At 74.3% G+C, this 12,089-nt stretch carries 14 protein-coding genes; 7 read left to right on the top strand and 7 right to left on the bottom strand.

What is annotated here, in order from left to right; genetic code table 11:
- The first annotated feature begins 15 nt into the window (after window positions 1-15).
- Complete coding sequence (locus tag HD601_RS17255) at window positions 16-201, top strand: hypothetical protein (protein WP_184823852.1); 186 nt, start codon at window positions 16-18, stop codon at window positions 199-201.
- A gap of 15 nt (window positions 202-216) precedes the next feature.
- Here HD601_RS17255 and HD601_RS17250 read toward each other — a convergent pair whose 3' ends face one another.
- Complete coding sequence (locus HD601_RS17250) at window positions 217-459, bottom strand: hypothetical protein (protein WP_184823850.1); 243 nt, start codon at window positions 457-459, stop codon at window positions 217-219.
- Window positions 460-586: 127 nt separating this feature from the next.
- Between HD601_RS17250 and HD601_RS17245 the strand changes: the two genes are divergently transcribed.
- On the top strand, window positions 587-1,147 hold the full coding sequence (locus HD601_RS17245) for a dihydrofolate reductase family protein (RefSeq protein ID WP_184823848.1): 561 nt from the start codon (window positions 587-589) through the stop codon (window positions 1,145-1,147).
- A 31-nt stretch (window positions 1,148-1,178) separates the two neighbouring features.
- Entirely contained in the window at window positions 1,179-1,820 is a 642-nt protein-coding gene (phzG, locus tag HD601_RS17240) for a phenazine biosynthesis FMN-dependent oxidase PhzG (protein WP_184823846.1), read from the top strand.
- A 64-nt stretch (window positions 1,821-1,884) separates the two neighbouring features.
- Here the strand turns inward: phzG and HD601_RS17235 are convergent, their stop codons facing one another.
- Window positions 1,885-2,274, bottom strand: coding sequence for a winged helix-turn-helix transcriptional regulator (locus HD601_RS17235; protein ID WP_221441068.1), 390 nt, complete (start codon window positions 2,272-2,274; stop codon window positions 1,885-1,887).
- Window positions 2,275-2,364: 90 nt separating this feature from the next.
- On the opposite strand from HD601_RS17235, the gene HD601_RS17230 reads away from it, so the two are divergent.
- The 3 genes from HD601_RS17230 to HD601_RS17220 all read left to right on the top strand — a co-directional run bounded on the left by HD601_RS17230 (window position 2,365) and on the right by HD601_RS17220 (window position 4,554).
- Entirely contained in the window at window positions 2,365-2,754 is a 390-nt protein-coding gene (locus tag HD601_RS17230; RefSeq protein WP_184823843.1) for a nuclear transport factor 2 family protein, read from the top strand.
- Window positions 2,755-2,794: 40 nt separating this feature from the next.
- Entirely contained in the window at window positions 2,795-3,583 is a 789-nt protein-coding gene (locus tag HD601_RS17225) for a DUF2470 domain-containing protein (protein WP_184823841.1), read from the top strand.
- Between the two features lie 191 nt (window positions 3,584-3,774).
- Window positions 3,775-4,554 carry an NADase-type glycan-binding domain-containing protein gene (locus HD601_RS17220; RefSeq protein ID WP_184823838.1) on the top strand — a complete coding sequence of 260 codons (780 nt, stop codon included), beginning with the start codon at window positions 3,775-3,777 and terminating at the stop codon, window positions 4,552-4,554.
- On the opposite strand, the gene rox is transcribed toward HD601_RS17220, so the two are convergent.
- From rox to HD601_RS17195, 5 genes are all read right to left on the bottom strand, one after another.
- Window positions 4,535-5,983: a rifampin monooxygenase gene (gene rox, locus HD601_RS17215; protein WP_184823836.1), complete on the bottom strand. Its 1,449-nt coding sequence runs from the start codon at window positions 5,981-5,983 to the stop codon at window positions 4,535-4,537. The genes HD601_RS17220 and rox overlap by 20 nt on opposite strands.
- 256 nt (window positions 5,984-6,239) lie before the next feature.
- Window positions 6,240-6,794, bottom strand: a complete 555-nt coding sequence (locus HD601_RS17210) for a dihydrofolate reductase family protein (protein ID WP_184823834.1) — start codon at window positions 6,792-6,794, stop codon at window positions 6,240-6,242.
- A gap of 106 nt (window positions 6,795-6,900) precedes the next feature.
- On the bottom strand, window positions 6,901-9,720 hold the full coding sequence (locus HD601_RS17205) for an AAA family ATPase (protein WP_184823832.1): 2,820 nt from the start codon (window positions 9,718-9,720) through the stop codon (window positions 6,901-6,903).
- Window positions 9,721-9,746: 26 nt separating this feature from the next.
- Window positions 9,747-10,346, bottom strand: a complete 600-nt coding sequence (locus HD601_RS17200) for a hypothetical protein (RefSeq protein WP_184823831.1) — start codon at window positions 10,344-10,346, stop codon at window positions 9,747-9,749.
- A 93-nt stretch (window positions 10,347-10,439) separates the two neighbouring features.
- Window positions 10,440-11,027: an NADPH-dependent FMN reductase gene (locus tag HD601_RS17195; RefSeq protein WP_184823829.1), complete on the bottom strand. Its 588-nt coding sequence runs from the start codon at window positions 11,025-11,027 to the stop codon at window positions 10,440-10,442.
- Between the two features lie 115 nt (window positions 11,028-11,142).
- Here HD601_RS17195 and HD601_RS17190 point away from each other — a divergent pair, with 115 nt between their 5' ends.
- Window positions 11,143-12,072 (top strand): cupin domain-containing protein, encoded by a 930-nt coding sequence (locus HD601_RS17190; RefSeq protein WP_184823827.1) that lies wholly within the window; start codon window positions 11,143-11,145, stop codon window positions 12,070-12,072.
- The last annotated feature ends 17 nt before the right edge of the window (window positions 12,073-12,089 follow it).

Here is a 12,089-nt window from a genome sequence, read left to right as displayed (position 1 = left end):
AGCAGGAGGACGGGTATGCGTCGACTCGTGGCATCGGTGGCGATCGGCATCGGGGTGCTGGTGGGAGGGATCGGGTTGACGGCCGCGCCGGCGAACGCGGCACTCGACACCGGCGCCTGCGTCGGACACGACTGGTTCTTCGTGGACGGTGGCGGCTACGGCTGGATCTACGACTCCGACCGGTGCGACTACTGGCCCTGATCGGCCCTCACGGCGTCAGGCCTGGCCCGCGTGGCCGGGCCTGGCGCCGTCCGTCCCGCCGTCGATCCCGCCGGGAAGATGCGCGAGGCCCTGCCGGTCGGCCCGCCGCATGAGGTCGATCCGCTCGTCGAGCCAGCCGTCGATGGCCGCGTAGATGCGCAGCTGCTCCCCCGGGTCGTCGCACCGGCGCCGGTAGTCGGCCAGCCAGACGAGCGTCTCGTCGACGTAGCGGATCTTCGCCGCCAGCGGCCATGTCATCGCCGGCTCTCCCGTCAGTCGCCGCGGCAGGTCTCAGCCCCACGCTGACACCGTCGGGCCGCCGTCGCCTCCTCCGGATCGGGTGAGCGCGCCGATGAGTTCTCGCGGCACGAGCGGTCTACTGGGCATGAGCACACTCACAGTGGACATCTTCATCTCGGCCGACGGCTACGCCCGCGGCGAGGACTCCCCGGCCTACTTCGGCTACCTCGGACCGGACCTCGAGCGCTGGATCGGCGACCAGGGCTCGACCCGGCAGATCGCGCTCATGGGCCGCGTGACGTACGAGGCGCTCTCCGCGATCCCCGAGGAGGTGCGCGACGAGGGGTGGGACCAGATGATGCAGACGGAGACCGTCGTGTTCAGCCGCACGCTCACGGCGACGACCTGGCCGAACGCCCGCGTTCGCGCCGACCTCGTCCCCGAGGTCACCCGGCTGAAGAAGGAGAGCGACGTCGGGCTCTACACCATCGGCAGCGTGTCGCTCGCCCGGCAGCTCACCGACGCCGGCCTCGTCGACCGGCTCCGGCTGATGACGTTCCCGCTGGTCGTGGGCCCGTCGGGGCGCGAGCCGTTCTTCGCCGGCCTGGCCGCGAACGAGCTGGAGCTGGTCGCGCACAGCGTTCTCGACGACCGCATCGTGCTGACGGAGTACCGGACGACCGGGCGCGACATCCCCCGGGCGTGACGGGGTTCGCTTCGTCCCTAGGGTGGTGCGCATGACCGAAGCGGCGCAGACGCTCAGTGGGGCGACCGACCTGGACCTGCCCGAGTTCGACGACCCGCCCGCGTCGCCGTGGGGCCTGCTGCGCGGCTGGCTGGACGCCGCCGTCGCGCGCGGCGTGCGCGAGCCCTATGCCGTGGTGCTGGCCACGGCCGACGCGGCCGGCCGGGCGTCGAGCCGGGTCCTGCTGGTGAAGGACGCCGACGAGCACGGGCTGGTCTTCACCAGCGCCGCCCACAGCCGCAAGGGCCGCGACCTCGCGGAGCGGCCGTGGGCGTCGGCCACCTTCTACTGGCGCGAGACGCTGCAGCAGATCACCGCGGCCGGGCCGGTGGAGCGGCTGCCGGACGACGAGTCCGACCTCCTCTTCGCCGGCCGGCCCCGCGACGCCCAGGCCGCGAGCGCCGTCTCGCACCAGAGCGCGCCGTTGGCCGACGAGGCCGCGCTGCACCGTTCCGCCGCGTCGCTGCGCGACGGCGACCGGCCGATCCCACGCCCGGACGGCTGGGCCGGCTACCGGCTCGTCCCGCACGAACTGGAGTTCTGGTACGGCAGCCCGACCCGGCTGCACCGCCGGCTCGCCTACACCCGCCCGGCCGCCGACGCCGCCTGGTCGCACCGGCGCCTGCAGCCGTGAGCCCGCGCCTGCAGCCGTGACCCGCCGCCTGTCGGCGTGAGCCGCTGTTGGATCTGGGGGCTGGTCAGCGGTCGTCGTAGGCGTCGCGGGCGGCGAGGACCTCGGGGATGTGGAGCTCGGCCCAGCGGATGAGCGTGGTGAGCGGTTCGAGCAACGTCAGGCCGAGCGGCGTCAGCTCGTACTCGACCCGCGGCGGGATCTCGGCGTACGCCGTCCGCGTCAGCATGCCGTCGCGCTCGAGGTCGCGCAGGGTCTCGGTGAGCACCTTGGCGCTGATGCCCTCGAGCGCCGCCCGCACATCGCGGAAGCGCATGGGCCCGTCGGCGAGGACGGCGACGATCATGGCCGTCCATTTGTTGGCGATGCGCGCCAGCGAGGTGCGCGACGGGCAGGTGCCGCTCAGGACGTTCCAGGCCATACCGGGCGGCGGCGCGTACGTCTTCTGAACCGTCATGGCGCACATCCCGTTGGTTACGTTGAGGTGATTGGTTTCCGATCGTAAGTATTGAGCTCAGGAAGCACAACCGCAGACCAGGAGGTCACCATGAGCTCTGCCGAACAGGTCGTCCGCACGTACTTCGACGCGCTCGAGGCCCAGGACCTCGCCACCGTCGCCGCCGCCCTCGCCGAGGACGTCGTCTGGCACCAGCCCGGCGCCAACCGCTTCTCCGGCGTCCAGCGCGGCGCGACCGCCGTCGGCGCGATGATCGCCGGCATGACGGAGATCAGCGGCGGCAGCTTCGCCCTCACCGTCACCGCTCCCCTGCTGGTCAACGACGACACCGTGGCGGCGCACATCCACTTCAGCGCTTCGCGGGACGGCGCCACGCTCGACCAGGACGGCATCGACGTCCTCAAGGTCACCGACGGGAAGATCAGCGAGGTCTGGCTGTTCTCCGCCGACCAGCCGGCCGAGGACGCATTCTGGGGCTGACCTTCCCAGGCAGCTTCAGGTAAGGCTAACCTAAGTCTCCATGAGCTGCCCGTCGCCCGCGGAGCGCGCCCGCACCCTCGTCCAGGGCAGGCTGCCCGGCCTGCTGTTCCTCGAGGGTGCCGCGGCGCCCCTCCCGGTCCGGCACGGCACCGGCCGCAGCGGTCAGCCGCTGCTGCTGGTGCCGGTGGGCGGCAGGCTGTACCTGTCACTGCGGACGCATCGGGGGCCGGTCGCGCCGGGCGCGGTGCTGCGGGTCGACGACGTCACGCCGTCGGCCGGCGCGCCCAGCCTCGGCCGGGTGCGGGTCAGCGGCCGGCTGCACGCCGTCCCGCCGTCGGAGGCGGCCGCGGCGGCCCTCGAGTTCGCCGAGGCCAACCCGCTCCCGAGCCTGCTCGGCGTCGGTACCGATGCCGTCCTCTACCGGCTACTGGTCGACGGTGTCGGCCTCGAGACCGAGACCGGCGGCGGCCCCGTCGACACCGTCGCCTACCTCACGGCGGAGCCGGACCCCCTGCACGAGGCCGAGCGGGACCTGCTGCTCGACCTCGCCGACCATCACGGCGAGCAGCTCGAGCCCTGGTTCCGGCGGGCGCTGCACGGCGCCGGCATCCACGCCGACCACCCGCGGGCGGTCCGGCTCGACCGGTACGGCATCGTCGTCGACACCGGACGACCGCTCCCCGGGCGACGGCGATGGGTGCGGCTGGAGTTCACCCACCCGCTGGACACCGTCGAGGACCTCGCCCAGCTGCTGCATCCGGTGCTGTTCCACCAGGTCAGCGAGTTCGCGACGCCGTGCTGCGACCACCGGCACGCCCCGGAGCCCTAGCCCTCCGGCGCTCCGCCGGGCTGGCGACGACGGCGGCGGTCGCGTAGCCTCCGGCGGAGCGACAAAGGAGGACAAAGAGGATGGCCGTCTGCGGTGCCTGCGGATACCGGGTCTCCGAACTGGCCCTCGAGTGCGGCCGGTGCCGGGGTCCGATCCCCACTCCCGTCCCCGCGGTTCCGGTCGCGTCGAGCGTGAGCTCGGCCGGCTCCGGCGGCGCCTCGGCTGCCGGCTCGGCCGGCGCCTCGGTGCTCCCGCCACCGCCGCCCCCGCCGTCCTCGATGCTGCCGCCGTCGTCCCCCGTGACGCCGCCGCCGCTGCGCTCCCCGGTCGAGCCGCCGCCGGTTCCCCCGCCCGCTCCGCCGTCGAACGACCGCGCGCCCATCTCGCGGGGTGTCATCGCGATCGTCGCGGCCGCCGCCGTCATCATCCTCGTCATGATCGTGGCGATCGCCGTCGGTGGCGGAGGCGACCCGGCCGACGACGACGCGGGCGACGGGTCCGCGGCCCCGGCCGAGGTCGCCGCCCGGGCCGAGGTCGAGGTCCCCGGCACCGCCCCCGACGGCGTCGACGGCAGCGGCAACGAGGTCAGCTACGCCGCCGCCAACCTCGTCGACGGCGACCCGAGCACCGCCTGGCGGGTCGAGGGCGACGCGACGGACGAGGAGATCGTCCTCACCCTGCCGGAGGCACGGACCATCAGCGAGGTCGGCATCGTCAACGGCTACGCCAAGGTCGACGACGAGAGCGGCGACCGCCGCTACGGCCAGAACCGCCGCGTCCTCGCCGTCACCTGGATCTTCGACGACGGGACCGAGGCCTCGTACGACCTCGAGCAGACCACCGAGCCGCAGACCTTCACCCTCGACGCCCCCGTCGAGACGACGACGGTCCGGCTCCGCATCGACGAGGTCTCCGACCCCGGCGGCCGCGACTTCACCGCCGTCGGCGAGATCAGCCTGCTGGGCCGCTGACGGCGTCGGCCCGCGGGCCGAACCAGCGGGTCAGGGCGGCGCCCAGCTCCTCCTGGTCGTCACCCGCCCAGGCGATGTGGCCGTCGGGCCGCAGCAGCACCGCGGGGACGTCGATCCCCGCGCCCGGGTCGGCCAGCTGGTCGACGCGGTCGGCCCAGCCCTCGGCCGACAACTGGCCGGTCCGGTCGAGCAGCAGCCCGCGGCCGGCATGCAGCCGGTCGAAGAGGCGTCCGCGGGTCAGCCCGGTGTCGCGCTGACGCCGTCCGAGCAGCTCGTGGCCCGGGCCGAAGTCGTAGCGGACGCCGAGCGCGGTGACCTTCTCGATCAGGAAGCGGTTGACCCCCTCGATGTCCATCAGCTGCGTCAGCAGCCGGCGCACCGCCCTCGGGCCGGGCTCGAGGCGCAGCAGCTCGCCTTGTGCGCGCACGTTGTTCAGGACGTCGTCGGCCACCGGGCGCCGCTCGGCCTCATAGGTGTCGAGCAGTCCGGACGGCGCCCAGCCGGCCAGCTCCGCGGCCAGCTTCCAGCCCAGGTTGAACGCGTCCTGGACGCCGAGGTTGAGCCCCTGCCCGCCCAGCGGCGGGTGCACGTGCACCGCGTCGCCGGCGAGCAGCACCCGCCCGACGCGGTAGCGCTCGGCCAGCCGGGTGGCGTCGGTGAACCGCGACATCCAGCGCGGGGAGTGCACCCCGAAGTCGGTGCCGGCGTACACCTTCAGCTGCTGCTTGAACTCGTCGAACGACGGCGGCGAGGTGCGGTCCTCCGTCACCCCGGCAGCCGGCACCACGCCCCGGAACGTCCCGGTGCCGGACGGCCCGACCCCGAAGGTGTAGTGGGTCTTGCGGATCTCCGCCACGGTGGCGACGAGCTCCTCCACCGGCACGCCCACCTCCATCTCGGCGAGCAGCCACTCGTGCGTGGCGGGCTCGCCGCTGAAGTCGACGCCGAGCAGCTTGCGGACGGTACTGCGCCCGCCGTCGCAGCCGACGAGAAAGCGCGAGCGCAGCGTGGTCCCGTCGCCCAGCTCGACCGTGACGCCGTCGTCGTCCTGGGACAGGCCGGTGACCGCGACACCGCGCCGGATCTCGGCGCCCGCCTCGGCCGCGTACTCCTCCAGCAGCCGGTCGGTGACGGTCTGCGGGAGACCGAGCAGGTACGGGTGGGCGGTGTCCATCCCGTCCGGCCACGGCTTGCCGATGCCGGCGAAGTAGCCGCTGAGCCGGTACTGCTGCCCGTGCTCGAGGAACCGGTCCAGCCGCCCGCGCTGGTCCATCACCTCGATGCTGCGCGCGTGCAGCCCGAGCGAACGGACCACCGGCGTCGGCTCCGCATCCCGCTCGATGACCAGCACGGAGACGTCGTGCAATCGCAGCTCGGCCGCCAGCATCTGGCCGGTCGGGCCGCCGCCGGCGACGATCACGTCGATCATGAAACCCCCAACTCACGGTGTGTGAGCTGCAGATTCTGCAACAGCACCGGGGCCTTGCCGCAAGACCCCGGTGCTGCTATACGTTGTAAATGGAGGGAGTGTGACTGTTCAGTCCCCCTCCGGCCTGGCCCCCCTGAGTCCTTGGCAAGGCTGGCCATGCTGCGAGCCCGAGCCGGCGATCGACCCCTTCGCTTGATCATCAAGGATCGACCACATCAGGACGGGGTCGATCCTTGATGATCATGGGCGCGGGCGATCAGGCGGCCTCGGGGCGGTAGCGCAACCACACGACGCCCGAGCGGTACGGCGTCGCCGACACCAGCTTGAGCCGCACCGGGCCCACGCCGTCGAGGATGCGCGGCCCTTCGGCCCAGATGTGCGGCTGCAGCCAGAACCAGAACTCGTCGACCAGGCCGAGCCGGGTCAGGGTGTGCGCGAAGCTGCCGCAGCCGGTGATGACCAGGTTGCCCCGGAACCCCTCCTTGAGGGCCGGGATCGCGTCCTCCAGCTCCCCCTCGATCAGCGACGCGTTCCAGTCGAGCGGGCCGCTGAGCTTGCGCGACGCGACGAACTTGGGCATCGCGTTGATGCGCCCGGCCAGATGCCCCATGGCGGGGTCCTCGCCGAGCATCGGCCAGACCGCGGCCAGGCCCTCGTATACGGGCCGGCCCATGAGCAGCGCGTCGGCCAGGACGAGCTGGTCGAGGGAGTCGTTGCTGCTGTCGTTGTCGAGCTCGAGCCAGGTCTCCGGGTTGGGCGACTCGAACGCGCCGTTCACCGTCATCATGTTGTGCAGGACGATCTTGCCCATCGCGGGTCTCTCCTCCGGTCGTGTGTCACCTCACGACGACGGTAGGAAGGGCCGATGACCGGCCGCATCTGTCGAACGACTGGCGTCGAGCCGGCCGGCGGGGGACCTACAGGTCGAGCCGGCCCAGCTCCGCCCTCCGGGCGACGCCCAGCTTCGGGTAGGCCTTGTACAGGTGGTGCCCGACGGTGCGCGGGCTGAGGAACAACTGCGCGGCGATCTCGCGGTTGGTCTGCCCCTGGGCCGCCAGCCGGACGACCTGCAGCTCCTGCGGGCTGAGCCGGACGGCGCCGTGCGGCTGCGGCGGCTGCTCGGGCGCGCGCACGCCGAGCGCGTCCAGCTCGGCCCCGGCGCGCGGCGTCCACACGTGGGCGCCGATCCGGTCGAACGTCTCGCGCGCCTCGGTCAGCTGCGCCCGGGCGGCGCTGGGACTGCGGTGCCGGCGCAGCCACTCGCCGTAGGCCAGCCGCGTCCGGGCGCGGTCGTAGGGTCCGCAGCCGTCGACCCGCAGCGACGCCTCGAACCGGTCGCGCGCCGCCGGCCCGTCGTCGAGCACGGCGGCGCAGCGCAGCGCCAGGGCCGACGCGACCGGGCTCTCCGTCCGGCGGGACCACGTGTCGAGCTCGGCGAGCAGCTCCCGGGCCCGCTCGCGCTCGCCCACCCGGACCGCGGCGTCGATGTGGTCCGGGAGCGCCCGGACCAGGACGTCGCGGCCGGCCGGGCCGCGGCCGGACTCCTCGAGCCGCTCCAGCGCCGCCGCCGGCTCGGCCCCAGCGAGGTCGCGGACCGCGAGCGCCCAACTCGCCAGGGCGGCCGCGATCCGGTGCCCATGGTCGTCGTCACGCACCCGCGCCGTCAGCAGCTCGCAGAGCACGGTGTCGCCGCGGACGGCGGCCAGCCACGACGCGATCGACGTCAGCACGGTGAGCTGCACGGGCTGGGCCAGCTCCGCGGCCAGGGCCAGCGCCTCGCTCACCGTCACCTCGGCGTCGCGGAACCGCCCGGACACCAGGTGGCCGAGGGCGAGCACCTCGTTGGCGTACGGCAGCCAGCCGATGGCGCCCTCGTCGCGCAGTGCGGCCGTCTGGGCGGCCAGCGTCGCCAGTGCCGTCACGTCGTCGCCGATGAGGATCCCCACGAAGCCGCCGGTGAGCCGCTCGACCGAGCCGGTGATCCGGCCGTCGTGGCTCGCCTGCAGCAGGGCGCGCATGGTCCGCGCCGACGACGGCGTCGGGCCGCTGCCGAGCAGGGTGGTGAAGGCGGCCAACGCGTCGCGCACCTCCGCCGCGGGGCCGGGCGGCACTCGGGCCAGCAGCTGGGCGCACCGGGCGAGCAGCTCCGGGTCGGCGGCGTCGCGGGCGCACCAGCTCGCCTCGGTCAGCACGGCCGTGGCGCGGGCGGGATCGAGCGTGACGATCGGCGCGGCGGCCTCGAGCGCCAGCTCGGCGGCCCGGGTCGGCGACTCGCGCTCGTAGGCGACCTGGGCGCGGACCCAGCCGGCCTCCGCGGCCTGACCGGCCCGCTCGACGGCGACCTTCTTCCGGGCGGCGACGGCGTCAGCTGCGGTGCCACCGGGGTCGCCTCCGGGGTCGCCCGGTGCGCCACCGTCCAACCCCGCGACCGCAGCTGCCGCCGTCGTCGCCAAGGACTCGGCCCGGTCCAGCTCGCCCGCGTCGTAGGCCGTGCGGGCCGCCTCGACGAGACGGCGGGCACGGGCGGGCCGGTCGGCGCTGAGGGTCGCGGCCCGCTCCCAGGCCTGCGAGGCCGCGGCCGGGGCGCCGCGGGTCAGCGCCCGCCGCGCGGCGTCGTCGAGCGCGGCCGCGGCGGTCTCGTCGGCGCCGGCCGCTGCCGCCGCGAGGTGCCAGGCGCGCCGGTCGCCGTCGTCGATGACCTCGGCGAGCGCCCGGTGCGCGGCCAGCCGGCGCCCGAGCGGGACGTCCTGGTAGGCGGCGGCGCGGACCAGCGGATGGCGGAACTCGAGCCGTCCGGACGTGACGCGGATCAGCTCGCGGACCTCGGCCGGCTCCAGGTCGGCGACGCCGACGCCGAGCGCACCGGCGGCCGCCGTGAACACGGCCAGCTCCGAGCGGTGGTCCGCGGCGGCCAGCAGCAGCGCCCACCGGGTCGGCTCGGGCAGGGCGTGCAGCCGGCCGCGGAAGTGCTCCTCGAGGCGGCCGGTCGCCGGCAGCGGCGCGACGGGCTCCGGCAACGGCGCCGCCTCGGCGTCGGCGGGCCGGCCGACCGCCAGCTCGACGATGGCGAGCGGGTTGCCGCCGGACTCGCGCAGCACCCGGTCGGCGACGTCGAGCGGCAGCGTCCACCGCGCGGCCAGCAGCTGGGCCGCGCTGTCGCCGTCGAGCCGCGGCAGGGTGACGCTCTCGACGCCGTCGGCGGGGAACGGGCGGTCGCCGTCGCGGGCGGTCAGGATCGCGGCGACCGGGTCCGAGCCGAGGCGGCGCACCGCGAACAGCAGCGCCGCGGCGGACGAGCGGTCGAACCAGTGCGCGTCGTCGAGCAGGACCAGCAGCGGCGCCCGCTCGGCCAGCTCGGAGAGCAGCAGCAGCGTGGCGGCGCCGGCCAGGAGCGGGTCGGTGGGCGCGGTCTCCGTCCCGAAGGCGGCCCGCAGCGCCCGGGCGTGCGTCTCGGGCAGGTCCGCGATGCCGTCGGCGACGGGAGCGAGCAGGACCTGGAGCCCGGCGAACGGGATCTCCGCCTCCGACTCGACCCCGGCGGCTCGCAGCACCCGGAACCCGCCGGCCATCGCGGCGGCGTGGTCGAGCAGGGTGGTCTTGCCGATGCCGGCCTCACCCCGCAGCACCAGCGCGCGGCCGTGCCCCTCCTTGGCGTCGGCCAGCAGGCGGCGCAACCGCGACTGCTCGCCGGACCGGCCCACGATCGGCGGCGCGGTACCAGCGGACGCGATCTGCACAGGGCGACGGTAGTCCGCTCCCCCGCTCAGTTCGAGTCCTGGCCCCACCCGTAGTCCTCGGGCCAGCCGCTCTGACATTCCTCGACGTGCTCGGGCCCTTCGCAGAGGATCATCTCCCAGCCGAGCCGGTGGACGAACGTCTCGCCCTCGGACTCGTAGGTCAGCTCGACGATCGCCCCGCGTGCGGTCGCGGCCGTCGGCTTCGAGAACTGCAGCCCGAGGTGCATCGGCAGGTCGGTGGAACCGCTGTCACCACCGAGGTCGTCGGGACACACCGCATCGATGGTCGTCGATGACAGGTCTAAGCCGAGGTCCTCAAGGGTCTCCTCGCCGGTCATCGTGGCCGGATCCAGCTCCTCGACCTCACCTGCGGGCAGGACCGCGAACGCGTCGACACGCACGCCGTCGCTGTGCGCGAGCTCGGCACTGGTGAGGCGGATCGAGCCCGGCCGATCGATGCACAGATTGAAGGCCCCGACCAGACTCCACGGAGTGTTCGCCGGCCAGTTCGGGATGGACGCTCCCCCGAACGCGTCGGACGCAGGGATCCGCGGCGAGTCGTCACCGCAGCCGCTGAGCAGGACGAGGGCGGCGAGCGCGGACGCCGCCGGCGTGAGGTTCCGCACGGCGCCACTCTCCCATCCGGCCCGGACAGACGCGGATCTCACTTTTCGGGCCACGTCGGGCGTGGTGCGGCGCATCGCCGACCCGCGCCACCCCTACACGCGCGACGTGCTGGCCGCGGTCCCGGCGCTGCGCACGTAGGACAGCGCGTCGGCCCACTCGACGACCTCGCCGAGCATGGTGCCGGCGGCAGCGACGTGACGCTCGCGCGGCGTGGGGCGGACGAAGTCGGCGAAGTCGTCGTACACCGAGAGCGTGACCTGGGTCCGGACGTCGGCGATCTGCAGCATGCCCATGACGCCGCGCAGGTGCTCGACCGCGCGGACGCCACCGTCGGCGCCGTAGCCGACGAACCCGGCCGCCTTGTGGTGCCACTCGGCGTAGAGGAGGTCGATCGCGGTCTTCAGCACGCCCGGGTAGGAGCGGTTGTACTCGGGCGTGACGAAGACGAAGCCGTCGAACCCGCCGACGGTCTCGGCGAGGCGCAGCGTGTGCGGCCTGGTGTACTGCCCGGTCGCGGCGGGCAGCGGCTCGTCGAGGTGCGGCAGGTCGAAGTCGGCCAGGTCGACCAGCTCGTACTCGGCGTCGCCGCGCTGTTTCGCCAGGTCGAGGAGCCAGCCGGCGACGGCGGGGCCGACGCGGTCCGGGCGGGTGCTGCCGATGATGATCGCGATGCGGGTCATGCCGACGACGGTAGGAACGCGGGGCCGGTCACGGCCATGGGCGGGCGTCTCACCGGTTTGCGCGATCGTCTCGCCGCCGGGTGCCGGGCGAGACGGCCGACCTAGGGTGGATCGCGTGGACTCGTTGAGCCAGGTCGTCGCCGTCATGCGCACGGGCCGCCCGCTCTCGTTCCGGCTGCAGGCCGGCGGCACGTGGGGCTGGGCGTACCCGCCGGTGCGCGGGGCCGCCTTCCACGTGGTGCTGCAGGGCTCGTGCTGGCTGCTCCCGGCCGACGGCGACCCGATTCCGCTCGCGGCCGGTGACGTCGTGCTGTTCCCCCACGGCACCGGGCACGGCCTGGCCGACCGGCCAGAGACGCCGCTCGCCGCGGTGTGCCGGACCGAGGCCGAAGGGCACGCCGTCGTCGCCGGGACCGCGGCCGGCGGCGCCGAGCCGGACCTCGTCGCCGTCTGCGGCCAGTACCTCGTCGACCGCGAGCGGCCGCACCCCATGTTCGCCGAGCTGCCCGACGTGGTGCACCTGCCGAACCGGCTGGGCCGGTCCGCGTCGCTGCGCTCCGCCGTCGAGCTGCTCGGCGCCGAGGTCGACGCCCCCGAACCCGGCTCGGACGCCGTCGTGCCCGCGCTGCTCGACGTGCTGTTCCACTACATCCTGCGCGAGTGGCTGCGGCGCGAGGACTGCGCGCGTCCGGAGGCACGCGGCTGGGGCGCGGCGCTTGAGGACGACGTCGTCGGCGCCGCACTCGCCGCCGTCCACGCCTCGCCGGAGCGGGCCTGGACGGTCGAGTCACTGGGCGTCGAAGCGGGCCTGTCGCGGGCCGCGTTCGCCCGCCGGTTCACCGGCCTCGTCGGCATGGCGCCGCTGGCCTACCTGACCTGGTGGCGGATGACGCTGGCCGCCCGGCTGCTGCTCGACACCGACCTGCCCGTCGGCGCCGTCGCCCGCCGGGTCGGCTACACGTCGGAGTTCGCGTTCGCCGCGGCGTTCAAGCGCGAGTACGGCCGCCCGCCCGGCCGGTACCGCAGCTCGCGGGCGGCCGCCTGAGCGTCTCTGCGCTCGCG

It is taken from the genome of Jiangella mangrovi (assembly GCF_014204975.1).
Lineage (GTDB): Bacteria > Actinomycetota > Actinomycetes > Jiangellales > Jiangellaceae > Jiangella > Jiangella mangrovi.
The sequence above is the reverse complement of the archived record's forward strand: the minus strand, read 5'-3'. Positions and strand labels throughout refer to the sequence as shown.

What these genes read in the sequence shown, in the direction of transcription:
- HD601_RS17255 (WP_184823852.1), top strand. Translation starts at nt 16, where the DNA reads ATGCGTCGACTCGTGGCATCGGTGGCGATCGGCATCGGGGTGCTGGTG.
- HD601_RS17250 (WP_184823850.1), bottom strand. Translation starts at nt 459, where the DNA reads ATGACATGGCCGCTGGCGGCGAAGATCCGCTACGTCGACGAGACGCTC.
- HD601_RS17245 (WP_184823848.1), top strand. Translation starts at nt 587, where the DNA reads ATGAGCACACTCACAGTGGACATCTTCATCTCGGCCGACGGCTACGCC.
- phzG (WP_184823846.1), top strand. Translation starts at nt 1,179, where the DNA reads ATGACCGAAGCGGCGCAGACGCTCAGTGGGGCGACCGACCTGGACCTG.
- HD601_RS17235 (WP_221441068.1), bottom strand. Translation starts at nt 2,274, where the DNA reads ATGACGGTTCAGAAGACGTACGCGCCGCCGCCCGGTATGGCCTGGAAC.
- HD601_RS17230 (WP_184823843.1), top strand. Translation starts at nt 2,365, where the DNA reads ATGAGCTCTGCCGAACAGGTCGTCCGCACGTACTTCGACGCGCTCGAG.
- HD601_RS17225 (WP_184823841.1), top strand. Translation starts at nt 2,795, where the DNA reads ATGAGCTGCCCGTCGCCCGCGGAGCGCGCCCGCACCCTCGTCCAGGGC.
- rox (WP_184823836.1), bottom strand. Translation starts at nt 5,983, where the DNA reads ATGATCGACGTGATCGTCGCCGGCGGCGGCCCGACCGGCCAGATGCTG.
- HD601_RS17210 (WP_184823834.1), bottom strand. Translation starts at nt 6,794, where the DNA reads ATGGGCAAGATCGTCCTGCACAACATGATGACGGTGAACGGCGCGTTC.
- HD601_RS17195 (WP_184823829.1), bottom strand. Translation starts at nt 11,027, where the DNA reads ATGACCCGCATCGCGATCATCATCGGCAGCACCCGCCCGGACCGCGTC.